At 60.2% G+C, this 25,744-nt stretch carries 24 protein-coding genes and 1 other annotated feature; of the genes, 13 read left to right on the top strand and 11 right to left on the bottom strand.

What is annotated here, in order from left to right; translation table 11 throughout:
* Positions 1 to 26 precede the first annotated feature (26 nt).
* A complete protein-coding gene (locus AC6BYQ_RS16950; RefSeq protein WP_038878520.1) occupies positions 27 to 938 on the top strand; it encodes a LysR family transcriptional regulator in 912 nt (303 codons plus the stop codon).
* A 28-nt stretch (positions 939 to 966) separates the two neighbouring features.
* Here the strand turns inward: AC6BYQ_RS16950 and AC6BYQ_RS16945 are convergent, their stop codons facing one another.
* Both AC6BYQ_RS16945 and AC6BYQ_RS16940 read right to left on the bottom strand, forming a co-directional pair.
* Complete coding sequence (locus tag AC6BYQ_RS16945) at positions 967 to 1,974, bottom strand: NADP-dependent oxidoreductase (protein ID WP_198635809.1); 1,008 nt, start codon at positions 1,972 to 1,974, stop codon at positions 967 to 969.
* A 14-nt stretch (positions 1,975 to 1,988) separates the two neighbouring features.
* On the bottom strand, positions 1,989 to 2,957 hold the full coding sequence (locus tag AC6BYQ_RS16940; protein ID WP_075684810.1) for an SDR family NAD(P)-dependent oxidoreductase: 969 nt from the start codon (positions 2,955 to 2,957) through the stop codon (positions 1,989 to 1,991).
* Between the two features lie 162 nt (positions 2,958 to 3,119).
* On the opposite strand from AC6BYQ_RS16940, the gene AC6BYQ_RS16935 reads away from it, so the two are divergent.
* The gene (locus tag AC6BYQ_RS16935; protein WP_498057242.1) at positions 3,120 to 4,025 is read left to right on the top strand and encodes an AraC family transcriptional regulator; all 906 of its coding nucleotides are present in this window, start codon (positions 3,120 to 3,122) and stop codon (positions 4,023 to 4,025) included.
* Between the two features lie 30 nt (positions 4,026 to 4,055).
* Here AC6BYQ_RS16935 and ettA read toward each other — a convergent pair whose 3' ends face one another.
* From ettA to yfiR, 4 genes are all read right to left on the bottom strand, one after another.
* Entirely contained in the window at positions 4,056 to 5,723 is a 1,668-nt protein-coding gene (gene ettA, locus AC6BYQ_RS16930) for an energy-dependent translational throttle protein EttA (protein ID WP_025159620.1), read from the bottom strand.
* A gap of 142 nt (positions 5,724 to 5,865) precedes the next feature.
* Positions 5,866 to 6,363 carry an outer membrane lipoprotein YfiB gene (gene yfiB, locus AC6BYQ_RS16925; RefSeq protein WP_498057241.1) on the bottom strand — a complete coding sequence of 166 codons (498 nt, stop codon included), beginning with the start codon at positions 6,361 to 6,363 and terminating at the stop codon, positions 5,866 to 5,868.
* A gap of 38 nt (positions 6,364 to 6,401) precedes the next feature.
* Positions 6,402 to 7,649: a diguanylate cyclase DgcN/YfiN gene (gene dgcN / locus AC6BYQ_RS16920; protein WP_019455004.1), complete on the bottom strand. Its 1,248-nt coding sequence runs from the start codon at positions 7,647 to 7,649 to the stop codon at positions 6,402 to 6,404.
* On the bottom strand, positions 7,646 to 8,257 hold the full coding sequence (gene yfiR / locus AC6BYQ_RS16915) for a regulatory sequestration protein YfiR (RefSeq protein ID WP_025159622.1): 612 nt from the start codon (positions 8,255 to 8,257) through the stop codon (positions 7,646 to 7,648). The genes dgcN and yfiR overlap by 4 nt, the downstream gene beginning before the upstream one ends.
* Positions 8,258 to 8,890: 633 nt before the next feature.
* Between yfiR and sltY the strand changes: the two genes are divergently transcribed.
* Complete coding sequence (sltY, locus tag AC6BYQ_RS16910; protein WP_232094146.1) at positions 8,891 to 10,819, top strand: murein transglycosylase; 1,929 nt, start codon at positions 8,891 to 8,893, stop codon at positions 10,817 to 10,819.
* A 54-nt stretch (positions 10,820 to 10,873) separates the two neighbouring features.
* Positions 10,874 to 11,203: a trp operon repressor gene (gene trpR / locus AC6BYQ_RS16905; RefSeq protein WP_016929152.1), complete on the top strand. Its 330-nt coding sequence runs from the start codon at positions 10,874 to 10,876 to the stop codon at positions 11,201 to 11,203.
* Between the two features lie 11 nt (positions 11,204 to 11,214).
* On the opposite strand, the gene yjjX is transcribed toward trpR, so the two are convergent.
* A complete protein-coding gene (gene yjjX, locus AC6BYQ_RS16900; RefSeq protein ID WP_025159624.1) occupies positions 11,215 to 11,733 on the bottom strand; it encodes an inosine/xanthosine triphosphatase in 519 nt (172 codons plus the stop codon).
* 101 nt (positions 11,734 to 11,834) lie between these two features.
* Between yjjX and gpmB the strand changes: the two genes are divergently transcribed.
* Positions 11,835 to 12,482 carry a 2,3-diphosphoglycerate-dependent phosphoglycerate mutase GpmB gene (gene gpmB / locus AC6BYQ_RS16895; protein ID WP_019455008.1) on the top strand — a complete coding sequence of 216 codons (648 nt, stop codon included), beginning with the start codon at positions 11,835 to 11,837 and terminating at the stop codon, positions 12,480 to 12,482.
* On the opposite strand, the gene robA is transcribed toward gpmB, so the two are convergent.
* Positions 12,479 to 13,348: an MDR efflux pump AcrAB transcriptional activator RobA gene (robA, locus tag AC6BYQ_RS16890; RefSeq protein WP_019455009.1), complete on the bottom strand. Its 870-nt coding sequence runs from the start codon at positions 13,346 to 13,348 to the stop codon at positions 12,479 to 12,481. The two genes, gpmB and robA, sit on opposite strands and share 4 nt — an antisense overlap.
* Before the next feature lie 342 nt (positions 13,349 to 13,690).
* On the opposite strand from robA, the gene creA reads away from it, so the two are divergent.
* Positions 13,691 to 14,170 (top strand): protein CreA, encoded by a 480-nt coding sequence (gene creA / locus AC6BYQ_RS16885; RefSeq protein WP_019455010.1) that lies wholly within the window; start codon positions 13,691 to 13,693, stop codon positions 14,168 to 14,170.
* Between the two features lie 51 nt (positions 14,171 to 14,221).
* On the opposite strand, the gene arcA is transcribed toward creA, so the two are convergent.
* Complete coding sequence (gene arcA, locus AC6BYQ_RS16880) at positions 14,222 to 14,938, bottom strand: two-component system response regulator ArcA (protein WP_004933003.1); 717 nt, start codon at positions 14,936 to 14,938, stop codon at positions 14,222 to 14,224.
* Between the two features lie 629 nt (positions 14,939 to 15,567).
* Here arcA and AC6BYQ_RS16875 point away from each other — a divergent pair.
* The 5 genes from AC6BYQ_RS16875 (at position 15,568) to thrC (ending at position 21,299) form a co-directional block, all read left to right on the top strand.
* Complete coding sequence (locus tag AC6BYQ_RS16875; protein ID WP_019455011.1) at positions 15,568 to 16,254, top strand: tRNA/rRNA methyltransferase; 687 nt, start codon at positions 15,568 to 15,570, stop codon at positions 16,252 to 16,254.
* Positions 16,255 to 16,448: 194 nt separating this feature from the next.
* On the top strand, positions 16,449 to 16,535 hold the full coding sequence (gene thrL, locus AC6BYQ_RS16870; protein ID WP_071532847.1) for a thr operon leader peptide: 87 nt from the start codon (positions 16,449 to 16,451) through the stop codon (positions 16,533 to 16,535).
* Positions 16,474 to 16,591 (top strand) — a sequence feature (Thr leader region). It overlaps the preceding gene by 62 nt.
* A 24-nt stretch (positions 16,592 to 16,615) precedes the next feature.
* Complete coding sequence (thrA, locus tag AC6BYQ_RS16865) at positions 16,616 to 19,075, top strand: bifunctional aspartate kinase/homoserine dehydrogenase I (protein ID WP_498057240.1); 2,460 nt, start codon at positions 16,616 to 16,618, stop codon at positions 19,073 to 19,075.
* Position 19,076: 1 nt separating this feature from the next.
* Complete coding sequence (thrB, locus tag AC6BYQ_RS16860; protein WP_063918133.1) at positions 19,077 to 20,006, top strand: homoserine kinase; 930 nt, start codon at positions 19,077 to 19,079, stop codon at positions 20,004 to 20,006.
* A gap of 3 nt (positions 20,007 to 20,009) precedes the next feature.
* A complete protein-coding gene (gene thrC / locus AC6BYQ_RS16855; RefSeq protein WP_063918134.1) occupies positions 20,010 to 21,299 on the top strand; it encodes a threonine synthase in 1,290 nt (429 codons plus the stop codon).
* 46 nt (positions 21,300 to 21,345) lie between these two features.
* On the opposite strand, the gene yaaA is transcribed toward thrC, so the two are convergent.
* A complete protein-coding gene (gene yaaA, locus AC6BYQ_RS16850) occupies positions 21,346 to 22,122 on the bottom strand; it encodes a peroxide stress protein YaaA (protein ID WP_025159625.1) in 777 nt (258 codons plus the stop codon).
* Between the two features lie 105 nt (positions 22,123 to 22,227).
* Entirely contained in the window at positions 22,228 to 23,664 is a 1,437-nt protein-coding gene (locus tag AC6BYQ_RS16845) for an alanine/glycine:cation symporter family protein (protein ID WP_063918135.1), read from the bottom strand.
* A 383-nt stretch (positions 23,665 to 24,047) separates the two neighbouring features.
* On the opposite strand from AC6BYQ_RS16845, the gene tal reads away from it, so the two are divergent.
* Both tal and mog read left to right on the top strand, forming a co-directional pair.
* Complete coding sequence (tal, locus tag AC6BYQ_RS16840) at positions 24,048 to 25,001, top strand: transaldolase (protein WP_004932982.1); 954 nt, start codon at positions 24,048 to 24,050, stop codon at positions 24,999 to 25,001.
* A gap of 151 nt (positions 25,002 to 25,152) precedes the next feature.
* Positions 25,153 to 25,740 carry a molybdopterin adenylyltransferase gene (gene mog, locus AC6BYQ_RS16835; protein WP_004932980.1) on the top strand — a complete coding sequence of 196 codons (588 nt, stop codon included), beginning with the start codon at positions 25,153 to 25,155 and terminating at the stop codon, positions 25,738 to 25,740.
* The last annotated feature ends 4 nt before the right edge of the window (positions 25,741 to 25,744 follow it).

Here is a 25,744-nt window from a genome sequence, read left to right as displayed (position 1 = left end):
AACTGAGTGTTCGTTTAAGGTGAACAATGGAATTCAAACAGCTGCAGGACATGGCGCTGTTCGCGCTGGTGGCGGAATGCGGCAGCTTCACCGCCGCCGCGCAGCGTGTTGGGCTGCCGAAATCCAGCGTCAGCCAGCGTATCAGCCAGCTTGAGCAGACGCTGGGGCTACGGCTGCTCAATCGCACCACGCGCCAGTTAAATCTCACCTTCGCCGGCGAGCGCTATCTGGAGCATTGTCAGGCGATGATGTCCGCCGCCGAGCGGGCCGATCTGGCGCTGCAGCGGCTGCGCGATAACCCGAGCGGGCGCCTGCGCATCTCGACGCCGGCCGGGCTGGGCGCGACCCTGGTGGCGCGGCTGGCGGCGGATTTTCAACGCCAGTACCCGGACGTTTCGCTGGAGGTGTCGGTGTCCGACGCGATGGTGGATCTGGTGCAGGAAGGTTTCGACGCCGCGCTGCGCACCGGCAAGCCGCAGGATTCTTCGCTGATCGGCCGCCGCCTCGGCTATGCGCCGCGCTATCTGCTGGCTGCGCCGTCCTATCTGGCGCAGCACCCGCCGATCGAACATCCGCAACAGCTGCAGCAGCACCGCTGCATCGCCCATCGCGCCTGGACGGCCTGGAACCTGCGTTGCGGCGACGATTACTACCGCTGGCAGTTGCCGCTGGCGCACACCACCGACAACCTGCTGTATGCGCGCGAATGCGCTATCGCCGGCGCCGGCATTACGCTGCTGCCGGCGTTTCTCAGCCGTGAGGTGGTGGCGCAGAAGCTGTTGGTGGAAGTGCTGCCGGCGTGGCGTGCAGAGGGCAACGAGCTGTATCTGGTCTACCCGAGCCGCAAGCTGAACTCCCCGGCGCTGGCCTGTTTCATTGATGTGGTGCTGCAGCACCCGGCGTTCGACGACTACGCGCGCGAGCTGGCGCGGGAGTGACGGCGGGCGCGCGCAGAGCCTTTTAGGTTCAGGCGGCGCGCCGCGCCACCTGAACGATGCGTTTCCCTCTATTTTCGCCCGCCAGCAGGCCGATCAGTGCGGCGGGCAGCAGCTCGAAACCGGTGATCAGGTCTTCGATAATTGCGAGTTTTTCTTCAGTGACCCAGGCCGCGAGTGCCGCCAGCGCCTGTTCTTGCCGATGAAGGAAATCGGCCAACAGGAATCCCCGCATCGTCAAACTGTTGACGATCAACAAACCGGGTATTCCGGCAGGCGCTGCCGGCGGGGAGGCCGTATCGTACTGCGACACCGCACCGCAGCAAACGATGCGTCCATGCTTCGCCATATGCGGCAGGCTGGCCGCCAAAATATCGCCGCCGACGTTATCGAACAGCACATCGATGCCGTTGGGACATGAGCGGCGCAGGGCGTCATGCAGATTTTCCTTCTTATAATCTATCGCCGCGTCGAAACCCAGTCTGTCCGTCAGCAGAGCCGTTTTGGCGCCGCCGCCGGCAATGCCCACCGTGCGGCAGCCGCGAAGCCGGGCGATTTGTCCGGCGAACATGCCGACCGCCCCCGCGGCGGCAGATACGACGACGGTTTCACCGGCCTCTGGGCGTCCGCATTCCAGCAGACCGAAGTAAGCGGTGAGTCCAGGCACGCCGTAAACGCTGAGCAAGTGCGTATGCGGAACGATGTCCGACTGCTTGAGCGCGCCAGCCGCCGGTACGGCCGCAAAGGTTTGCCAGCCGGTTTCCGCCAGCACTAAATCTCCGGCGGCCAGCAGGGGAGAGCGCGACTCGACGACTTCGGCCAGCGCGGTTGCGGCCATGACGTCTCCCGCCTGCAATCCGGAACGATAGGTGACGCCCTGCATCCAGGCTCTGCTGGCCGCATCCAGTGGCACGTAAAGCGTGCGCAACAGCACCTCTTCGGGGCCGGGGAGCGGCATGGGGGCCTCTCGAGTCTGAAAACAATCGAGGGTCAGCTTTCCTTGCGGGAGTTTAGCGAGGATGATTTGACGATTCTGCATAGAAGGTCCCCTGTTTAAATCTTGCCGAAGGCATCGACACCGGTGAGTTGCGCCGACAGTTTCCACAGGCGTTGGGCTTGTTCAGGATCGACGGCGTAGCTTTTTACGCCGCTGAAGGAAACGCCGTTGTCATCGTTGCGCCGGGCGACATCGCAATCTTCGCAATACAATCCGCCAAGGCCATTGAGTTGAGGCGATGTCGCCGCCCAAACCTGGGTTGCCGCGCCTTGTTGCGGGGTTTTCAGCATTTCCGGGTGAGCGGGTTTGCCGTCGGCGTCGATCCAGTCCAACGCGAGCATCTCTTCCTGCGAGAGATAGCGCTGCAGCGGCGTTGGGATCATGCCGGGATGCAGCGAGAAGGCGCGCACGCCAGCGTTTTTCCCCAGCTTGTCAAGCTGCAGGGCGAAGAGCGCGTTAGCGGTTTTCGATTGGCCATAGGCCAGCCACTTGTCATAGCCGCTGTGAAATTGGACGTCATTCCAGCGTATGGCACTGGCATGGTGACCGGAAGAGGAGATGACGACAACGCGGGCGTCGCCCATCAACGCCGGCCAGAGGTGGTTCACCAAAGCGTAATGCCCAAGGTGGTTGATCGCGAATTGAGCCTCCCAGCCTGGGCCGATACGGGTTTCAGGACAGGCCATGATGCCGGCGCCGCAGATCAACATATCGAGGTGGACGTCTGTCGCCAGAAGTTGTTGCGTGAACCCTTTGATGTTGCTCAGATCGGCCAAATCAAGCTCATAAACCTCAGCGTTGCTGATGCCGGCGATGGCCAGACGCGTGTGGGCGATAACGGGGTCGCGGGCGGCGACGATCACCTTCGCCCCCGCCTGCGTCAAAGCGCGAGTCGTTTCCAACCCCAGGCCGGAATGACCGCCGGTCACCAGCGCTGTCATGCCGGCCAGTTGACGGTCTTTGAGCACGTCGGCGGCGGTGGTGGTAGCGTTGAAGCCGGAGTTGAGGGGCACTTGTCTGTTCATTGGGAATTCCTCGCTGCAGTTGACTGTGACACTGGGAGTGTAAGTCGGCGTTATCGGCGGCTGAATGCAACAAAAACCTAATTTCTGTCGCCATCGTCCTAAAACCTTTGGCTGGGGCATCGCACGGGCTATGCTCTTGAAAGGGCCTTAGGGGGAGAGGGTATGGATCCTTTATCGGAAGTGCTTGCGCCGTTGAACAGCCAGAATGCGTTTTTCGGCGGCCTGAAGGCCGGCGGCGACTGGGCTGTTCATTTTCCTGCGCCGCAGAGCGGGAAGTTCAACGCTGTGGTGCGTGGCGGCTGTTGGCTGGCGGCGGAAGGGCTGGCCGAACCGCTGTGGCTGGCGGCCGGCGACTGTTTGTTGCTGACCCGCAGCTTGCCGGTCACCGTTGGCAGCGATCTGTCGCTGCCGGCACTCGATGCTGACGCACTTTATCTGCAGGCAAAAAACGGCGTGGCGAGCTGTGGCGAGGCGGAGGATTGTCTGTTTATCGGCGGGCGTTTTACCTTTGGCGAAGAGGTGGAGCGGTTATTGGGTACTTTGCCGGCGCTGATGGTGATTCGAGGCGGCACTGAAGAGGCCGCGGTGTTGCAATGGGCGTTGCAGCGGCTGGCGGACGAGCTGCTGAAGCCTTCGCCGGGCAGTGCCTCGATGGTACACCATCTGGGACAGATCATGTTGACTCAGGCGCTGCGGATGTACCTGATGGGAGAAGAGAGCGTGGCGTCCGGTTGGCTGCCCGCCTTGTTCGATCCGCGCATCGGCGCCGCGATGCAGGCGGTGCATGCTGATCCTGGCCGGCGCTGGACGGTGGCGTCGCTGGCCGCCGCTGCGAGCGTTTCCCGCTCGACGTTGGCGTTGCGCTTTAAGCAGAAGGCCGGCATGGCGCCGTTAGAGTATGTGTCGCGCTGGCGCATGCTGTTGGCTGCACGGGCTTTGCGTACCGGCAGCGAACCGGTGTCCGCCATCGCGCAGCGCTTGGGATACGATTCAGACAGCGCGTTCAGCCACGCCTTTAAGAGAGTGATGGCGTGCTCGCCGCGCGAGTATCGCCGGATACGGGCATAAAAAAAGGCGCCGCATGCGGCGCCTTTCGGATCACTTGGCGATCTTTTTGTACTTGATGCGGTGCGGCTCGAGCGCGTCGGCGCCCAGCGTACGCTTCTTGTACTCTTCGTACTCGGTGAAGTTACCTTCGAAGAATTCCACCTTGCCTTCGTCCTGGTAGTCCAGGATATGGGTGGCGATACGGTCGAGGAACCAACGGTCGTGCGAGATCACCATGGCGCAGCCAGGGAATTCCAGCAGGGCGTTTTCCAGAGCGCGCAGGGTTTCGATATCCAGGTCGTTGGTCGGTTCATCGAGCAGCAATACGTTGCCGCCAACCTGCAGCAGCTTGGCCAGGTGCAGACGGCCACGCTCACCGCCGGACAGCTCGCCCACGCGTTTGCCCTGATCGACGCCCTTGAAGTTGAAGCGGCCGACATAGGCGCGGCTTGGCATCTCGGTGTTGCCGATGCGCATGATGTCCTGCCCGCCGGAGACTTCTTCCCAGACGGTTTTCGAACCGTCCATGCTGTCGCGGAACTGATCGACGGATGCCAGCTTGACGGTGTCGCCCAGCACGATGCTGCCGGAATCAGGCTGCTCCTGGCCGGACATCATGCGGAACAGCGTGGATTTACCCGCACCGTTCGGGCCGATGATGCCGACGATCGCGCCTTTTGGCACCGAGAACGACAGGTCGTCGATCAACAGGCGGTCGCCATAGGACTTACGCAGGTTGCTGACTTCGACCACTTTATCGCCCAGGCGTGCGCCAGGCGGAATGAACAGTTCGTTGGTTTCGTTACGTTTTTGGTATTCGGTGTTGTTCAGCTCTTCAAAGCGGGCCAGGCGGGCCTTGCCTTTGGACTGACGGCCTTTGGCCCCCTGACGCACCCACTCCAGCTCTTTCTCGATCGATTTGCGGCGAGCGGCTTCGGCGGATGCTTCCTGCGCCAGACGCGCATCTTTCTGCTCCAGCCAGGATGAGTAGTTGCCTTCCCACGGAATGCCCTCGCCACGGTCCAGCTCGAGGATCCAGCCGGCGACGTTGTCCAGGAAGTAACGGTCGTGGGTGATCGCGACGACGGTGCCTTCGAAGTCGTGCAGGAAGCGTTCCAGCCAGGCCACGGACTCGGCGTCCAGGTGGTTGGTCGGTTCGTCCAGCAGCAGCATGTCCGGTTTTTCCAGCAGCAGGCGGCACAGCGCCACGCGGCGGCGTTCACCGCCGGACAGGTGGGCGATTTTGGCGTCCCAATCCGGCAGGCGCAGCGCATCGGCGGCGCGCTCCAGCTGTGCGTTGAGGTTGTGGCCGTCGTGCGCCTGAATGATCTCTTCCAGGCGGCCCTGTTCGGCGGCCAGCTTGTCGAAGTCTGCGCCTTCTTCCGCGTACAGCGCGTACACTTCGTCCAGGCGTTTCAGCGCGCCGACCACTTCCGCCAGCGCTTCTTCCACCGACTCACGCACGGTGTGTTCGAGGTTAAGCTGCGGCTCCTGCGGCAGGTAACCGATCTTGATGCCCGGCTGCGGGCGCGCTTCCCCTTCGATATCGGTATCGATGCCGGCCATGATGCGCAGCAGGGTGGACTTACCGGCGCCGTTCAGGCCCAGTACGCCGATTTTTGCCCCAGGGAAGAAGCTCAGGGAGATGTTTTTCAAAATATGACGCTTCGGCGGTACCACTTTGCCGACGCGGTGCATGGTATAGACGTATTGAGCCACGTTGCTCTAAGCCTCTCTATATCAGTATTTATAGGATGTCTGGCGGCATGAGTGTAGCCCGTTTCGATCTCGGATCCCAGACATCGCTCAGCGATCGCTAAGTATAACCGTTTATGCGCCGATAAAGGCGCATATTGGTGGCTTATGGCGTGACGACGATCGCGACGCGGCGGTTTTCTGCGCGGCCGCTGGAGGTGCGGTTGTCGGCGACGGGATCGCGTTTGCCCATGCCGCGGGTTTCGATATTGGCGCGCGGAATGCCGACGCTGGCCAGCAGATCGGCCACCGCATCGGCGCGGCGCAGGGAGAGCTGGTCGTTATAGCTGTCTTCGCCGTAGTTGTCGGTATGACCGTCCAGACGGAATTTGGTGATGCCGACGCTCAGCAGCGCGCGCCCCATCTTCTGCACCGTCTCGGTGCTTTCCGGGTTCAGCTTGCCGATGTTGTTGCCGAACAGCACTTTATCCGACAGGCCGAACTCCCAGCCGTTGTCGGTCAGTTTGAAGCCCTGCGACTGCAGCAGCGCGACCTGCTCGGGCGTCAGCCCCTGCGGTTTGCTCTGGCAGCCGGCGAGCGTCAGCAGGGCGACGAACACCATCGTCAACAGTGAAAAACGGCCTTTAAACAGTTGCTGTATCATAGTCAAAATCCCTAGTTCAAGTGTTATAGCTGCGGCTCTTATTTGTGTATCGCCAGCCGCCAGCCTCCGTGATAACGATGCTTTGCCTGATACATTGCATCGTCAGCTTCGTGCAAAAGACCCTGAGGCGTCGCCGCGTGATCAGGGTACAGCGCAATACCGATACTTAGAGAGGTGATGATCGTCTCGTCGTTCGGTAAAATGACCGGCTGCGTCATGCAGTCGATAATATTATCGGCGATCTGCAGGACATCTTCCGTGCTGTGCACCGGCGCCAGCAGCACGGCGAACTCATCCCCTCCCAGGCGCGCGACCAGATCGGTTTCGCGCAGCTGCGCGCGAATGCGCCCGGCGATGGTGGTCAGCACCGCATCGCCTGCGGCGTGGCCGTAACTGTCGTTCACTTCCTTGAAGCGATCGCCATCGATAAATAGCACTGCCAATTTTGCTGACGGCTCGATATCGCCCAGGGCGCGGCTCAGCCGTCCTTCGAAGAAGGCGCGGTTCGGCAAGCCGGTCAGGCTGTCGTGCGTCGCCCGGTGGGCCAGCGAGTCGTTCTCCTGTTTCAGGTGGGCCTGCCAGGCCTCCAGCTCGTCGAGCAAGCCGTTGAAGTCGTTGCTGAGCTCGTGCAGTTCGGCGATCGGCGCCGACGGCACCCGCAGGCCGAAGGTGCGATCGCGGCGTACCGCATGCGCCACGTTGGCGATGTCGTCCAGCGAACTGACGATGCCGACCAGCATGCGGCGCGACAGCACCAGGGCGCACAGGGTACTGAGCACCAGACAGGCGATCATGCCGACCAGGCCGCGCAGCAGGAAACGCAACAGGCTGCCGCCGTTGCCGCTCAGCCAGACCTGACCGACCTGCTTGCCCTCATGTGTGATGGGCAGGATGACCGGCTCGGGCAGCGCCCAGTGCGCGACGATCTGCTCCAGACCGTGTAGCGGCCCGTCGGTGGGATGGCGCCAGTTGGCCAGCATCTTGCCGTTATTGTCGAGGATCCGCGCGTCCGACACCTCTTCGTTGGACGCAATCAGCATCAGCGCCTCGCGCGCGGCAGCGCGATCTTCAAACACCACTGCCGCTTCAACGGTATAGCTGATGGAGCGCGCGATCAGATGCAGGTTGTGGTTGGCGTAAGCGCGCAGCGCAAACAGCGCCACCAGCGTCAAAAAGATGCCGGCGGTGCCGACGGCGATCAGCGCCAGCCCAAGATGCACCCGCTGCAGCACCCGGCCCAGCGTCGGGCGCGCATTGCCGGAACGGTTTTTACGCAACAGTCTCATAGCGGCGGCGCCTGTTTGCGCGCCAGTTGCAGCACGTTGGGGTGAACGCGTACGCCGCTGCGCGCCAGGGCGTCCAGGTTGACCTTGAAGCTGGCCTGATCCCCATCGATCTGCAGGCAGAATGCGCTGCCGGCGGAGCATTCGCTATCGTTCTCGCTGATGCTGAGAATGGAGTTGCCGGAAATGCGCTGCATGAAATTTTGTCTCTGCGCGGCGTTGATGTTCCCTAGATAGATGACATCACAGCCGGTACTCAGCGTTGGGCTGTCGAACGGCACACGTTCAGTTTTAATTGGACGCGGCGCGCTCAGCAGAATCGGATCGAACAACCCCTCGGCATACTGGGTGGGTGCGGTCACGCACAACCGGATAGGATTGGGTTCACGCGACCAGCGGGCGTAGCTGATGATGCCTACCACCACGGTCGTCACGGCGTGCGTGCGCTTTTGATAGGGATCATCGGCGGCGTGCGCAGGTCCGGGCAACGTCAGCAGAACCAACAGGACGATCAGCAACAGGCGGCCGATATGCAGACGTGCGGCAAGGAAGCCCGGCACGGGGCTTTTTGCGCAACGCATCACTATCGCGGTGTTATTCGCCATCTTCACCCGCCATTCCGGTCTGATCCACCGCCCGCAGGCCGTGGCCCGACAAGGGAAAATCCGGCCCGCTTGCAGGGACAATCGTTTTGCTGAAAGCTGTCAGTTGCACTGCCTAATGAACACTATCTAACCCATAATTGGCGCGGATTGTATTATAAGATGTCTTCGTTGGGCGCTTTATGTGCTGTTTTCTCGGAATTATCCTACTTATTTTTGATAGTATAAAAATGCCCACTCGGGTTTGCCACCGCTTTTCTGCAAAGTTGGCGCGTTTGGCCAGCTGTCAGGCGATTTGCGCAACGGTTGCGCCATCCTGTAAATGCAATAATGTGATAGCTAATAATTAAAAGGTATTTTACTTATCTCTGAGCTGCGAGGTCGGCTAATAAAAATCCGGCTGACGAAAATAGCCGGGCGTCCTGATTTGTCAGCCTAAGTAAACGTTTTTTACCTGGCTCCCGCCATGGCGATACACTTCTTCTTCTACAGTATTGAATGGATGGGCGATCGCGCTGTCTATGGTAGATATCTGCGTCCGGGCCGTGCGCCCGGTTTTATTTTGTCCCGCGGCGCCGTGGCGCGGCGGTCACCGGGGAGCTGGGCGGCTCCTGCGGCACAACCTGTGAGGAAAGAGCGAGGATGGTCAAGGTGGACAAGCGACGGCTGTTGGCGATGGGGCTGTGCCTGACGGCGTTTTCTGGCGCGGCGCTGGCGGATTCTCTGGATGCGCAGCGTCAGCGCTACCAGCAGATCAAGCAGGCGTGGGACGGCAATCAGATGGACGTGGTGGCGCAGTTGATGCCGACGCTACGCGATTACCCGCTTTATCCTTATCTGGAATACCGCGAGCTGACTCAGGATTTGAGCCAGGCGGGATTCTCCGAGGTGAACGACTTCATCAAGCGCAATCCGACGCTGCCACCGGCTAAATCACTGGCGCCGCGCTTCGTCAATGAACTGGCGCGTCGCGAAGACTGGCGCACCCTGTTGGCTTTCAGCCCGCAGCCGCCCAAACCGGTGGCGGCACGCTGCAACTATTACTACGCCAAATGGGCCACCGGCGATCAGCAGGCGGCCTGGAGCGGCGCTGACGAGCTGTGGCTGAACGGCAAAACGCTGCCGGGTGCCTGCGATCGGCTGTTCAGCGTCTGGCGCGGCGCAGGCAAGCAGACCCCGCTGGATATTCTGGCGCGCATGAAGCTGGCGCTGAAAGAGGGCAACAGCTCGCTGGTCAGCAACCTCTATAGCCAGCTGCCGGCCGATTATCAGACCATGGGCAACGCCCTGGTGCGCTTGCAAAACGATCCGACCACCGTGGAAGCCTTCGCCCGCAGCGTGGGGCCGACCGACTTTACCCGCGCCGCCACCGGCATCGCCTTTGAACGCCTGGCGCGGCAGGATGTGGAAAACGCGCGGGCGATGATCCCGACGCTCGCGCGGCTGCAGAAAATGAGCGACGACGAGCGGCTGGGGCTGGAAGAGGCGGTGGCCTGGCGCCTGATGGGCAGCGATGCCACCTACGAGCAGGCGCAATGGCGCGATCAGGTGATCCTGCGCAGCCGTTCGCCTTCGCTGCTGGAGCGCCGGGTGCGCATGGCGCTGGGTAACGGCGATCGGCAGGGGGTGGCGACCTGGCTGGCACGCTTGCCGGAAGAGTCGCGCAACAAGGATGAGTGGCGCTACTGGCGCGCCAGTCAGCTGATGGACGAAGGCAAACGCGCCGAAGGCGAGGAGATGTTGCGCAACCTGATGACCGAACGCGGCTTCTATCCGATGGTGGCGGCGCAGAAGCTGAACGCCACTTACCCGGTGATGGTGGCGGTGGCGGCCAAGCCGCGCGCGTCGCTGACCGACGGGCCTGAAGTCGCCCGGGTGCGCGAGCTGATGTACTGGAACATGGACAACCTGGCCCGCAGCGAGTGGGGCTCCTACGTCGCCAGCCGCAGCCGGCCTGAACAAGAGGCGCTGGCGCGTTACGCCTTTGAGCAGAAATGGGCCGATCTGAGCGTGCAGGCGACTATCGTCGGCAAGCTGTGGGACCACCTGGAGGAACGTTTCCCGGTTGCCTGGCCGCAGGAGTTCCGCCGCGCCACCGATGACAAGGGGATCACCAGCAGCTATGCGATGGCGATCGCGCGCCAGGAGAGCGCCTGGAATCCGAAGGCGCAGTCGCCGGTCGGTGCTTCGGGCCTGATGCAGGTCATGCCGCGCACCGCGCAGCATACGGTGCAGATGTTCAATATTCCCGGCTATGTTGGTCCGAGCCAGCTGTTCGACCCGCAGACCAACATCACCATCGGCACCAGCTATCTGGAGTCGGTCTATCAGCAATTCGGTCGCAACCGTATTCTGTCGAGCGCCGCCTATAACGCCGGCCCGTCGCGGGTGAATACCTGGCTGGGCAACAGCGCGGGGCGGATCGATCCGGTGGCGTTCATCGAAAGCATCCCGTTCTCGGAGACCCGCGGCTACGTCAAGAACGTGCTGGCTTATGACGCGTTTTACCGCTACCTGACGCATCGGCCGGCCAAGGTGCTGACCGACGCCGAGTGGCAGAGACGTTATTGATTTTGACGGCCCTATGGTATGCTGCTGTACTAGTTAAATAGTATGGTGGCTGCCATGACGCAATTATCGTTAAACGACCCCGCTCTTTCAGAACAAGGCAATGAGGATTGGCTGCGCTTCGTCGCGCTGCTGCAGAATTCGTTTGCGCAAGAACTGCATCAACCGCTGTTGCAGCTGATGCTGACGCCGGACGAACGCACCGCGCTGGGCACCCGGGTACGGATCATTCAGGAATTGATGCGCGGCGAGATGAGCCAACGCGAGCTGAAAAATGAACTGGGCGCGGGGATCGCCACCATCACCCGCGGTTCGAACAGCCTGAAAGCGGCGTCGCCCGCGCTGAAACAGTGGCTTGAGCAACAGCTGCTGCACGATGCGCCCTAGCAGGCTCTGCGCTATTGCTGATAGATGGCGTTGTGGAACGGCACCAGCGCCAGCAGCAACGCTTGATGGTAAACGCTGGTGCGGCTCAGCCGGCCGTCGGTGAAGACGCCGATGGCACCGCCCTGACGCTTCACCTCGGCGTTACCGGTGATCGCCGCCATTTCGCTGCCTAATTCGCGGCCGTCGCGAATACCCTGTAAGATGACTTCCGGCAGCATCAGGCTCGCCGAGCGGGATTCGCCGCGGATGTGCGGGTTCTCGACGGTCATCCAGGCGAAGGTCATATTCTCTTCAATCCCGGCTTCCACGCCGACCCAAAAATCGGCCTCGGGCCTGACCTGGCGCGCTTCCATCACGCGTTGACGCGAGCCGGTGCGGGTTTCGTGATTGCCTATCGGCTGCAGCGAGACGCCGCTGGCGACGTCGACGGATTCAATGCGGTACTGGTCCGCGCCAAAGACGTCATCGAAGGCCAACTGAATAGCCTTGATCTTTGCCGGGTTGGTAGTTGCAGCGACAACATGGTACATAACGGGTTTGATATCCTTCTGGCCGATACGCCGGGCAGCGGCAACAGCGCCGCCGGGCCGGGGATAAACGCAAATTTCACGCAGTATAACGGAAAACAAAAATGTTACAGGTATACCTCGTTCGCCATGGCGAAACGGAATGGAACGCGGCTCGCCGCATCCAGGGTCAGTCCGACAGCCCGTTAACCGCCATGGGTGAGCACCAGGCTCGCCTGGTCGCCAGGCGCGTCAGCAAGGAAGGCATCACGCACGTCATTACCAGCGATCTGGGGCGCACGCGCCGCACCGCGCAGATCATCGCCGAAGCCTGCGGCTGCGAAGTGATTTGCGATCCGCGTTTGCGTGAGCTGCACATGGGGGTTCTGGAAGAACGCCTGATCGACAGTTTGACGCCGCAGGAAGAACAGTGGCGCAAACAGATGGTCGATGGTACTCCTGACGGCCGCATCCCTCAAGGCGAATCCATGGAGGAGCTGGGCGAGCGCATGCGCGCCGCGCTGGAGAGCTGCCTGATGCTGCCGGAAGGCAGCAAGCCGCTGCTCGTCAGCCATGGCATCGCGTTGGGGTGTTTGATCAGTACGGTGTTGGGGCTGCCGGCCTATGCGGAACGCCGTTTGCGCTTGCGCAACTGCTCACTGTCGCGCGTCGACCACCAGCAAAGCCCGTGGCTGGCTTCCGGCTGGATCGTTGAAACGGCGGGCGATGTCACGCATCTGGACATGCCCGCGTTGGACGAACTGCAGCGTTAACGCCGAATCGGGATCAGGTAATCGCACTTGATCTCGATAGGCGCCTGATGTGGACGGCGCTCGCCTTTCGGATAGAAACGTTCGATGTCGTGCCCTTTGCGGCGCGTCAGTTTGAGCGCCGGCAGGCAGGTGCCGTAGACCGTCAGAATAAAATCTTGCAGACCCTCGGTAGGCCCTTCATAGCTGAACATGGCAAACTCGCCGCCCGGCAGCACCAGTGGCTGGCCGTCCTGTACCTTTTCCGGCACCTGATCCGGCTCCAGCGCCGTGGTGTACAGCACTTCCTGCTCGTCGTCCTTCTCCTGGCTCGGGCGTGAGTGATGCAGCCCGTACAGCACCGGCGGCAGGGTTTCTACGTCCCCGAGGAACTGGCGCCAGAACTGCGAGCGCAATTCGGTGCGCACGGTGGTGATCTGTTCCAGCGTACAGGAGTAGCTTTGGGTCAGGCCGACCAGCTGCTTATCCGGCAACGAGACGAACTCCGGCTGCGGCAGGGTGAAGGCTCCCAGACGGATCGGCGGGCAGATGCCGAACGCGTTCCAGTCCTCGGCACGGCGGTAGAGCGCCGGCGTTTGCGCAAACTGTTTTTTGAAGGCGCGGGTGAAGGTCTGCTGTGAGTCGAAGCGATATTGCAGGGCGATATCCAAAATCGGCCGGCCGGTCAGACGCAGCGCGACGGCGGCTTTGGACAGCCTCCTTGCCCGGATGTAAGCACCGATGGCATTACCGGTAATATCTTTGAACATCCGTTGCAGGTGCCATTTGGAGTAGCCGGCCTTGGCCGCTACGTTATCCAGCGACAAGGGTTGGTCCAAATGGCTTTCCAGCCAGCTAAGCAGATCACGAATGATACCGGCTTGATCCATAGATCTTCCTCGTAAAGCTTGGGGGTAGGAACCCGAACTGTTGATTCGTCACGCTGGTGCTGCGCTATCAGACCGATCCATGAGCCATTATGCGTTGCACTCTTTGCCTCTGCTGCGCATGCCGCGCCAGAGTTGGATTGGGGTACACCGTAGTGGGCGCAAAGAAATAACGACGCCGCATCATAGCAATTTTTTTCCTCCGCGACTCTCAAAGATTTTTGTCACGCTCTGTGCTAAAACGGACGGTGCGGACCCGTAAAAACCCGATTCCGTGAGCTTAGACATAAATAATGGTGATCGCCGAGCCTATTTTCACGGCATGGTTATATCGGAGTTAAGTAAATGAAAAAAAGCTGGATATTATTATTCGGTTTGGTTTGCGCAACCCTGGGTAGCGCACAGGCGGAGCAGGTCGGTTCCGTTGATACGGTGTTTAAATTGTTGGGGCCGGACCACAAAATCGTGGTGGAGGCGTTCGACGATCCTGATGTTAAAAATGTAACTTGTTATATCAGTCGCGCCAAAACCGGTGGCATCAAAGGCGGCCTGGGGCTGGCGGAAGATACCGCCGACGCGGCCATTTCCTGCCAGCAGGTGGGGCCTATCGAGCTGAGCGACAAGATCAAAAACGGCAAGGCGGAAGGCGATGTGGTATTCCAGAAACGCACTTCGCTGGTATTCAAAAAGCTGCAGGTGGTGCGTTTCTACGACGCCAAGCGCAATTCGCTGATTTACCTGAGCTACTCCGACAAGGTGATCGACGGTTCGCCGAAGAACGCGCTGAGCGCGGTGCCGATCATGCCGTGGGCTGAGACGAAATAAAAAAACGGGGTTCAGCATGCTGAACCCCGTTTTCATGACGGCAGGCTGGAATTACTCTTCCAGATCGCCGCAGAAGCGGTAACCTTCGCCGTGAATGGTGGCGATGATCTCCGGCGTGTCCGGCGTCGATTCGAAGTGCTTGCGAATGCGGCGGATGGTGACGTCTACGGTGCGGTCATGCGGCTTCAGCTCGCGACCGGTCATCTTCTTCAGCAGTTCGCCACGGGATTGGATCTTGCCCGGGTTTTCGCAGAAGTGCAGCATGGCGCGGAATTCGCTGCGCGGCAGCTTATACTGTTCGCCTGCCGGGCTGATCAGCGAGCGGCTGTTGATGTCCAGCTCCCAGCCGTTGAACTTGTAGCTCTCGACCAGGCGACGCTCTTCACCGAGGCTGCCCAGATTCATGGTGCGCGACAGCAGGTTGCGCGCGCGGATAGTCAGCTCACGCGGGTTGAACGGTTTAGTGATGTAATCGTCGGCGCCGATTTCCAGGCCGAGGATTTTGTCCACTTCGTTATCGCGACCGGTCAGGAACATCAGGGCAACGCTGGCCTGTTCGCGCAGTTCGCGCGCCAACAGCAGGCCGTTTTTGCCCGGCAGGTTGATGTCCATGATGACCAGATTGATATCATTTTCGGACAGGATATTGTGCATCTCTGCACCATCATTGGCTTCATGAACAATGTAGCCTTCCGCCTCGAAAATGCTCTTCAGGGTGTTACGAGTGACTAACTCGTCTTCGACAATCAGAATGTGCGGGGTCTGCATATTTGCTACCTAAAATTGCCAACAAAATAGAAAATCGGAAGTACAGAAGTCTCTGTTTTCTTAGAGGAGGGCAGAGATAGCGCCACGTTCCCTCTCAGCAAATGACTAAAGTACGTAAACTCGTTCTTGATGCACTTTCCATCTCATGTCAACAAGATCGCTAGCTTGGTGGGGATGCCGTTCCCTACAACCCCTGAGGTGCCAAAACGGCGCATATCCTAACCCCATTAACAGCAATATAACAGCGCGTGCCGAATTCATCACCCAACAAAACTACGCTTTGTTGACATATATCAAATTCAATTGTAGCACGTTAACAGATTTGTGAAAAACACTTACAGAAATGCCAGTTTAAGTCACAGAACCTCAAATTCTGTGAACGATTCAGCATTATCTCGTGCGATAGGATACAATTATTCGCTTATTGATCATCGTGTTGTTTTAACTCATTGATAAATAAATGAGGTAAAACATAAGCACGAATAATGACTATTACGACGGGTTTATTAGCTCAACGAGCCGTTTAACCTTGTTTGTTGCTATTAACGCGTTTATTGTTACGCAATTGTAAATATAAGCGGGCGCTGCGCCATCGTCAAAAACGCAGGCTCGCCTTCGGTGGATGAGTGATGCAGCTTCATATTGTTTTAGTGGCTCCGGCGCGGCCGGAAAACGTCGGCGCGGCGGCGCGCGCGATGAAAACCATGGGCTTCGCTTCGTTGCGCATCGTCGACAGCGAGGCACATCTGCAGCCGGCGGCGCGCTGGGTGGCACACGGGGCCGGCGAGATCCTCGACGGCGTGCAAACGTTCGCCACGCTGGAACAGGCGCTGGCGGACGTGGATTTCACCGTCGCCACCACCGCCCGCAGCCGCGCGCGTTTTCACTACTACTGCACGCCGCCTGAACTGCTGGAACAGCTGAGCGAGCGCCGGCAATGGGTCGGCCAGGCCGCGTTGGTGTTTGGCCGTGAGGATTCCGGCTTGACCAACGAAGAGCTGGCGCTGGCGGATTTGCTGACCGGCGTGCCGATGCAGGCGGATTACCCGTCGCTTAACCTGGGGCAGGCGGTGATGGTGTACTGCTACCAACTGGCGAGCCTGATGGGCGTCAGCACGGCGCCGGAAACCACGGCGTCGGAAGGGCAACTCAAGGCGCTGCGCCGCCGCGCCGATGCTTTGTTGAATACCCTGGATGTCGGCGACGATCAAAAATTGCGCGACTGGCTGCATCAGCGCCTCGGTGCGCTGCAACAGCGAGATACGGCGATGTTGCATACGCTGCTGCACGACATCGAAAAAAAACTCGCCAAGTGATAGCGGCTACATCAGGTGGTTACTCAGTGTGATCTACTGGTAAATTGCCGCTAAGTCGTGTTTTTGTTCTGTCATCTTGCTTTTTACCTGCGATATCGCGCAATGATGCCGTTGAACGGAAAATAAGCAAAAAAAAGAAATCGTTTGACTTGGGATAGCGATTGCTTTAACCAATAGAGGGGACAGAACATTTCATGAGACAGACAGACAACATGCGCAACATCAGCCTGAATACCACAATTATTACCACCACCGATACCACAGGTAACGGGGCGGGCTGACGCGCACAGGAAACACAGAAAAAAGCCCGCACCTAATCAGTGCGGGCTTTTTTTTCGGCTTAAATTCGGAGAGATCACAAATGCGAGTGCTGAAATTTGGCGGAACCTCGGTAGCGAATGCAGAACGTTTTCTGCGCGTCGCCGACATCATGGAGAGTAACGCGCGTCAGGGACAGGTAGCCACGGTCTTGTCCGCCCCCGCAAAGATCACCAACCATCTGGTGGCGATGATCGAAAAAACGGTGGCGGGTCAGGACATTCTGCCGAATATCAGCGACGCAGAGCGGATCTTTGCCGACCTGCTGAGCGGCCTGGCGCAGGCGCTGCCGGGCTTTGAGTACGATCGCCTGAAAGGCATGGTCGAGCAGGAATTCGCGCAGCTCAAGCAAGTGCTGCACGGCGTCTCGCTGCTGGGGCAGTGCCCGGATAGCGTCAATGCGGCGATCATCTGCCGCGGCGAAAAGCTCTCCATCGCCATCATGGAAGGGGTGTTCCGCGCCAAGGGCTACCCGGTCACGGTAATCAATCCGGTGGAGAAACTGCTGGCGCAGGGCCACTACCTGGAGTCCACCGTGGACATCGCCGAATCCACGCTGCGCATCGCTGCTGCGGCGATCCCGGCTGACCACATCGTGCTGATGGCCGGTTTCACTGCCGGTAACGACAAGGGCGAGCTGGTAGTGCTGGGCCGCAACGGCTCCGACTATTCTGCCGCGGTGTTGGCCGCCTGCCTGCGCGCCGACTGTTGCGAGATCTGGACCGACGTCGACGGCGTTTATACCTGCGATCCGCGCACCGTGCCAGACGCCAGGTTGCTGAAATCGATGTCGTACCAAGAGGCGATGGAGCTCTCCTATTTCGGCGCCAAAGTATTGCACCCCCGCACCATCACGCCGATTGCCCAGTTCCAAATCCCTTGCCTGATTAAAAACACCTCCAACCCGCAGGCCCCCGGCACGCTGATCGGTCAGGACGGCACCGATGACGCGATGCCGGTGAAAGGCATCACCAACCTGAACAACATGGCGATGATCAACGTCTCCGGGCCGGGCATGAAAGGCATGGTCGGCATGGCCGCCCGAGTGTTCGCCGTGATGTCGCGCGCCGGCATTTCGGTGGTGCTGATCACCCAGTCCTCTTCCGAATACAGCATCAGCTTCTGCGTGCCGCAAGGCGAGCTGCAGCGCGCCCGTCGCGCGCTGGAAGAGGAGTTTTATCTGGAGTTGAAAGACGGCGTGCTGGATCCGCTGGATGTGATGGAACGCCTGGCGATCATCTCGGTGGTCGGCGACGGCATGCGCACCCTGCGCGGCATCTCCGCGCGCTTCTTCTCCGCGCTGGCGCGCGCCAACATCAATATCGTCGCCATCGCCCAGGGGTCTTCCGAGCGCTCAATCTCGGTGGTGGTCAGCAATGACTCCGCCACCACCGGCGTGCGCGTCAGCCACCAGATGCTGTTCAATACCGATCAGGTGATCGAAGTGTTCGTCATCGGCGTCGGCGGCGTCGGCGGGGCGTTGATCGAGCAGATCTACCGCCAGCAGCCGTGGCTGAAGCAAAAGCATATCGATCTGCGGGTGTGCGGCATCGCCAACTCGCGCGTGATGCTGACCAACGTGCACGGCATCGCGCTGGACAGCTGGCGCGACGAGCTGGCCGGCGCGCAGGAGCCGTTCAATCTCGGCCGCCTGATCCGGCTGGTGAAAGAATATCACCTGCTGAACCCGGTGATCGTCGACTGCACCTCCAGCCAGGCGGTGGCCGATCAATACGCGGACTTCCTGGCGGACGGCTTCCACGTGGTGACGCCGAACAAAAAGGCTAACACCTCGTCGATGAACTATTATCAGCAACTGCGCGCGGCCGCCGCCGGTTCGCATCGCAAGTTCCTGTACGATACCAACGTCGGCGCCGGTCTGCCGGTGATCGAGAACCTGCAAAACCTGCTGAACGCCGGCGATGAGCTGGTGCGTTTCTCTGGCATCCTGTCCGGTTCGCTGTCCTTTATCTTCGGCAAGCTGGACGAAGGGTTGTCGCTGTCGACGGCGACTCTGCAGGCCCGGGCCAACGGTTACACGGAGCCGGATCCGCGTGACGATCTGTCCGGTATGGACGTGGCGCGCAAGCTGCTGATCCTGGCGCGCGAGGCCGGTTACAAACTGGAGCTGAGCGATATCGAGGTCGAGCCGGTGCTGCCGCCGTCCTTCGACGCCACGGGCGACGTGGATCAGTTCCTGGCGCGGTTGCCGGAACTGGATAAAGAGTTCGCGCGCAACGTGGCCAACGCCGCCGAGCAAGGCAAGGTGCTGCGCTATGTCGGCCTGATCGACGAAGGGCGCTGCAAGGTGCGTATTGAGGCGGTGGACGGCAACGATCCGTTGTATAAAGTGAAGAACGGCGAGAACGCGCTGGCCTTCTACAGCCGCTACTATCAGCCGCTGCCGCTGGTGCTGCGCGGCTACGGCGCCGGTAACGATGTGACCGCAGCGGGCGTGTTCGCCGATCTGCTGCGCACACTGTCATGGAAGTTGGGAGTTTAATATGGTTAAGGTGTATGCACCGGCCTCGATCGGTAACGTCAGCGTCGGTTTTGATGTGCTGGGCGCGGCGGTTTCGCCGATCGACGGCACGCTGCTGGGCGACTGCGTCAGCGTGGAAGCCGCCGAGACGTTCAGTCTGCAAAACGCCGGGCGCTTCGTCAGCAAGCTGCCGGCCGATCCGAAAGAGAACATCGTCTATCAATGCTGGGAGCGTTTCTGCCAGGAGATCGGCCGCGAAGTACCGGTGGCGATGCGTTTGGAAAAGAACATGCCGATCGGTTCGGGGCTGGGTTCCAGCGCCTGTTCGGTGGTCGCCGGGCTGATGGCGATGAACGAATACTGCGATCGCCCGCTGGACAAAAACACAATGCTCGGGTTGATGGGCGAGCTGGAAGGGCGCATTTCCGGCAGCGTGCATTACGACAACGTAGCGCCTTGCTACCTGGGCGGTCTGCAGCTGATGCTGGAAGAAGACGGCATTATCAGCCAGGAAGTGCCGTGCTTCGACGATTGGCTGTGGGTGATGGCCTATCCGGGCATCAAGGTCTCCACCGCCGAAGCGCGCGCCATTTTACCCGCGCAGTACCGCCGCCAGGATTGCATCAGCCATGGCCGTTATCTGGCCGGCTTTATTCACGCCTGCCACACCCGGCAGCCACAGCTGGCCGCCAAATTGATGAAGGACGTGATCGCCGAACCGTACCGCACCCGGCTGCTGCCGGGCTTCGCCGAAGCGCGCAAGGCGGCGCAGGAGATCGGCGCGCTGGCCTGCGGCATCTCCGGCTCCGGCCCGACGCTGTTCGCCGTCTGCAACGACGGCGCCACCGCGCAACGCATGGCCGCCTGGCTGCAACAACACTATCTGCAAAACGACGAAGGTTTTGTTCATATTTGCCGTCTGGATACCGCAGGCGCTCGACTACTGGGATAACGCATGAAACTGTACAACCTTAAGGATCACAACGAGCAGGTCAGCTTCGCGCAGGCGATCAAACAAGGCCTGGGCAAGCAGCAGGGGCTGTTCTTCCCGCTGGAGCTGCCGGAGTTCGAACTGACCGAGATTGACCAACTGCTGGAGCAGGACTTTGTCACCCGTAGCAGCCGCATTCTGTCGGCCTTTATTGGCGAAGAAGTGCCGGAGGCGGCGCTGAAAAAACGCGTGCAGGCCGCCTTTGAGTTTCCGGCACCGGTAGCGAAAGTGACCGAGGATGTCTCTTGCCTGGAGCTGTTCCACGGCCCGACGCTGGCGTTCAAAGACTTCGGCGGCCGCTTTATGGCGCAGATGCTGGCGGAAGTGGCCGGCGATCAGCCGGTGACCATTTTGACCGCCACCTCCGGCGACACCGGCGCTGCCGTGGCGCACGCCTTCTATGGCCTGAAGAACGTTCGGGTGGTGATCCTCTACCCGCAGGGCAAAATCAGCCCGCTGCAGGAAAAGCTGTTCTGCACCCTGGGCGGCAATATTCACACCGTGGCGATCGACGGCGATTTCGACGCCTGCCAGGCGCTGGTGAAGCAGGCGTTCGACGATCAGGAGTTGAAAGAGGCGCTGCACCTGAACTCGGCCAACTCGATCAACATCAGCCGCTTGCTGGCGCAGATCTGCTACTACTTCGAAGCGGTGGCGCAGTTGCCGCAGGAAGCGCGCAATCAGCTGGTGATTTCGGTGCCGAGCGGCAACTTCGGCGATCTGACCGCCGGGTTGCTGGCCAAATCGCTGGGCCTGCCGGTGAAGCGCTTCATCGCCGCGACCAACGCCAACGACACCGTGCCGCGCTTCCTGACCAGCGGCCAGTGGCAGCCGCACGCCACGGTAGCGACGCTGTCCAACGCCATGGACGTGAGCCAGCCAAACAACTGGCCGCGCGTGGAGGAGCTGTTCCGTCGTAAGGTCTGGCAACTGAAAGAGCTGGGGCACGCGGCGGTCAGCGATGAGACCACCCAAGACACCATGCGTGAACTGGCTGAGCTGGGCTATATCTCCGAACCGCATGCGGCCATCGCTTACCGCGCGCTGCGCGATCAGCTGCAGGAAGGGGAGTTCGGGCTGTTCCTCGGCACCGCGCATCCGGCCAAGTTTAAAGAGAGCGTGGAAGCGATCCTCGGCCAGGAACTGCCGTTGCCGAAAGCGCTGGCGCTGCGGGCCGATCTGCCGCTGCTGTCGCACACGCTGCCGGCCAATTTCGGCGAGCTGCGCAAATTCCTGATGGGGCTGCCGGCCTGACGTTCGGCCGGCTAAAATGCGAAAAGCCGTCTTGCGACGGCTTTTTTTATGCCTGTTCCGGGCGTTTGAACACCAGCTCGTTGCCCTGCGAGGCGGCTTCGTCGAAGGCGTAGCCTTCCAGATTGAAGTCCACCAGCTGTTCGCTGCGCGTCAGGCGGTTTTTGATGATAAAGCGGCTCATCAACCCGCGCGCTTTTTTGGCGTAGAAGCTGATGACCTTGTACTTGCCGTTCTTCTCGTCGAGGAACACCGGCTTGATCAGCGCGCCATGCAGTTTGGCCGGCTTCACCGCCTTGAAATACTCGTCGGACGCCAGGTTGACCACCACGTCGTCGCCCTGCTGCTCCAGCGCTTCGTTGAGTTTTTGGGTGATCTGATCGCCCCAGAAGCTGTACAGGTCTTTGCCTTTCGGGTTTTCCAGCTTGATGCCCATCTCCAGCCGGTACGGCATCATCAGATCGAGCGGGCGCAGCACGCCATACAGGCCGGACAGCATGCGCAAATGCTGTTGGGCGAAGTCGAAATCGGCTTCGTTGAAATCCTGCGCCTGCAGGCCGGTATAAACATCGCCCTTGAAGGCCAGCAGCGCCTGGCGGGCGTTGTCCGGGGTAAATTTCGGCTGCCATTCGCTAAAGCGCGCGGCGTTGAGCCCGGCCAGCTTGTCGCTGATGCTCATCAGGCTGGCGATTTGCGCCGGCGTCAGCTCGCGGCAAATTTTGATAAGCCGCTGAGACTTGTCCAGCAGTTCGGGCTGCGTGAAGCGTTGTGTCGCCAGCGGGCTTTCGTAATCGAGCGTTTTTGCAGGGGAAATAATAACGAGCATGGCCAGATCCTGTTTATCCAAGTGCGCATACTGTAGCAAAAAGCGCGGAAAAAAGGGGCAATCGGTCCAATAGGCGGGGCGCGCATCGCACACGCCCCGGAAAATTCAGCGCGGCGGCTGTTGATCGTCCCACACGCCCGGCTCCAGCTGCGACTTCAGCTCCGGGTAGCGGTTGGCATCGAAGGTCGGCAGTTTGCCCAGGCGGCGCTGACGGTGGTAATCGTCGGCCAGCTTCAGCGCCACCCGCGACAGTAGCAGGATCGCCGTCAGGTTGGTGATCGCCATCAATGCCATGGAGGTATCCGCCATTTTCCACACCAGCGGCAGCTCCGCCAGCGCGCCGAACATCACCATGCCCAGCGCCACGCAGCGGAAGATCAGCAGGCCGCCCGGGTGGTTGTGCTCGAGGAACACCAGGTTGCTCTCGGCATAGGCGTAGTTGGCGATGATCGAGGTAAAGGCGAAGAAGAAGATGGCGATGGCGACGAACGGCGCGCCCCAACTGCCGACGGCGGTCGACAGCGCGCGCTGGGTCAGATCGATGCCGCTGATGCTGTCGGTCGGCTGATCGAGAATGCCGGAGGAGAGGATGATCGCCGCGGTGGCGCTGCAGATGACGATGGTATCGATAAACACCCCGAGCATTTGCACGTAGCCCTGTGAGGCGGGATGCGGCGGATAAGGCGAGGCGGACGCCGCGGCGTTGGGCGCCGATCCCATGCCGGCTTCGTTGGAGAACAGACCGCGCTGCACGCCCTGAGTCATCGCCTGAGAAATGCCGTAACCGACCGCGCCTGCCGCGGCTTCCTGCAGGCCGAAGGCGCTTTTGAAGATCAGCGTCAGGATCGCCGGCATGTGTTCGATGTTATGGCCAATCACCCAGAGGGCCAGCAGCAGGTAGGCGCCGGCCATCAGTGGCACCACCAGCTCGGCCACTTTGGCGATGGAGCGGATGCCGCCGAAGATCACCACGCCGCTCAGCACCACCAGGCCGATGCCGACATGCAGCGGCTGTAAGTGGAAGGCGACGGCGGAGGCCTGCGCGATGGAGTTGGCCTGTACGGCGTTGAACACCAGACCGAAAGCGATGATCAAGAAAATGGAAAACAACACGCCCATCCAGCGCATGCCAAGGCCTTTTTCCATGTAGTAGGCCGGGCCGCCGCGGTAGTTGCCGTTATCGTCCTTGGTTTTGTAGAGCTGCGCCAGCGAGCTTTCCACAAATGAGGTGGCCATGCCGATAAACGCTACCACCCACATCCAGAAGATGGCGCCGGGGCCGCCGGCGGTCAGGGCGATGGCGACGCCGGTCAGATTGCCGGTGCCGACGCGCGCGGCCAGCGTGGTGCACAGCGCCTGGAAAGAGGAGATGCCGGCGCTGTCGCTTTTATTGCTGTTTTTCAACACCGAGAACATGTGGCTGAAGTGGCGGAGCTGAATAAAGCGGGTGCGCAACGTGAAGTAAATGCCGGTGCCAAGCAGCAGATAAATCAGCACCGACCCCCACAAAATGTTGTTTATAAAATTCATCAGGTCCGTCAAGGGATCCCTCCTCTTATCGAAATTTAATGCGCACCTGGCAGCATCCACCGCAGGTGAAAAACATTGGCCTATTTTTTACAAGAGCTTAGCTGGAATCGGTCCGGCGTCAGTCGATTAAGATTTTTCGCAGATTAGCGGACGAATTGCATCAATTTTTTCGAATTTAACATAATTTATTCGGGTGATAGCACGTTATTGCCTTTTCATCCGCTCGGTAATGGCGAAAGATATCGGCGTAAACGGTTGCTCGCCCAAGGATAAAACAGATGCTTGCGCGCCGCGGTTTTCCAGCCTTGCACCGGGCTTGGCGCATGTTATTATCAGGGCAGGGCATGGTTGAACAATGCCAAAAGTTCATGCACAAACGATGAGATAATGCCAACATGACCGACAAATTAACTTCCCTGCGCCAACTGACTACGGTGGTTGCAGATACGGGTGATATCGCGGCAATGAAGCTGTATCAACCGCAGGACGCCACAACCAACCCTTCGCTGATCCTCAATGCAGCCCAAATTCCTGAATACCGCAAACTGATTGACGAAGCCATCGCCTGGGCGCGCGGCCAGAGCAGCGATCGCGAGCAGCAGATCGCCGACGCCGCCGACAAGCTGGCGGTCAACATCGGTCTGGAGATCCTCAAACTGGTTCCGGGCCGCATCTCCACCGAGGTGGACGCGCGTCTGTCTTACGACACCGTGGCCAGCGTGGCCAAGGCCAAGCGCCTGATCAAGCTGTACAACGAAGCCGGCATCAGCAACGATCGCATCCTGATCAAACTGGCTTCGACCTGGCAGGGCATCCGCGCGGCGGAGCAGCTGGAGAAAGAAGGCATCAACTGTAACCTGACCCTGCTGTTCTCCTTCGCTCAGGCTCGCGCCTGCGCCGAAGCCGGCGTTTACCTGATCTCGCCGTTCGTCGGCCGTATCCTCGACTGGTACAAAGCCAACGGCGACAAGAAAGAGTTTGCGCCGCATGAAGATCCGGGCGTGATCTCCGTGACCGAGATTTACCAGTACTACAAACAGCACGGTTACAACACCGTGGTGATGGGCGCCAGCTTCCGCAACGTCGGCGAAATCATTGAGCTGGCCGGCTGCGACCGCCTGACTATCGCCCCTGCGCTGCTGAAAGAGCTGGCGGAGAGCGAAGGCGCGCTGGAGCGCAAACTGTCTTACACCGGTGAAGTGAAGGCACGTCCTGCCGCACTGACTGAACCTGAGTTCTACTGGCAGCACAACCAGGATCCGATGGCGGTTGAAAAACTGACCGACGGCATCCGCAAGTTCGCCGTAGACCAGGGCAAACTGGAAAAAATGATCGCCGACCTGCTGTAATCGCCGCAGATCGCACAGTAAAAAGGTGGCTCAGGCCACCTTTTTTTATGCCCGGCGCTCCCGCCGGCGGGGGAAGCCCTTATACTCTCGGCAATGACAACAGAGCGGGGGACGAACCCGTTCGGACCCCATCAGGCAGTAGAGGTTACGCATGGATATTTTACGTATTGGTTTGGTTTCCGTTTCCGACCGCGCTTCCGGCGGCGTTTACCAGGATAAAGGCATCCCGGCGCTGGAAGAGTGGCTGAGCGGCGCGCTGGCAACGCCGTTCAAGCTGGAAACCCGACTGATCCCCGATGAGCAGACGCAGATTGAACAAACGCTGTGTGAGCTGGTGGATGAAATGGGCTGCCATCTGGTGCTGACTACCGGCGGCACCGGGCCGGCGCGCCGCGACGTCACCCCCGACGCCACGCTGGCGATCGCCGATCGCGTGATGCCCGGCTTCGGCGAGCAAATGCGTCAGATCAGCCTACACTATGTGCCAACGGCAATTCTTTCTCGTCAGGTGGGCGCGATCCGTAAACAGGCGCTGATCATCAACCTGCCCGGTCAGCCGAAGTCGATCAAGGAGACGCTGGAAGGGGTGAAGGATGAGCAGGGCAATGCGGTGGTACACGGCATCTTCGCCAGCGTGCCTTATTGCATTCAACTGCTCGACGGGCCTTACGTCGAAACGCACGCCGCGGTGGTAGCAGCATTTCGGCCAAAGAGCGCACGCCGCGAGATAAACCTCTAAATTT

The organism is Serratia sp. LTN-2, from assembly GCF_059740205.1.
This window is presented reverse-complemented; position numbering and strand designations above follow the sequence as displayed.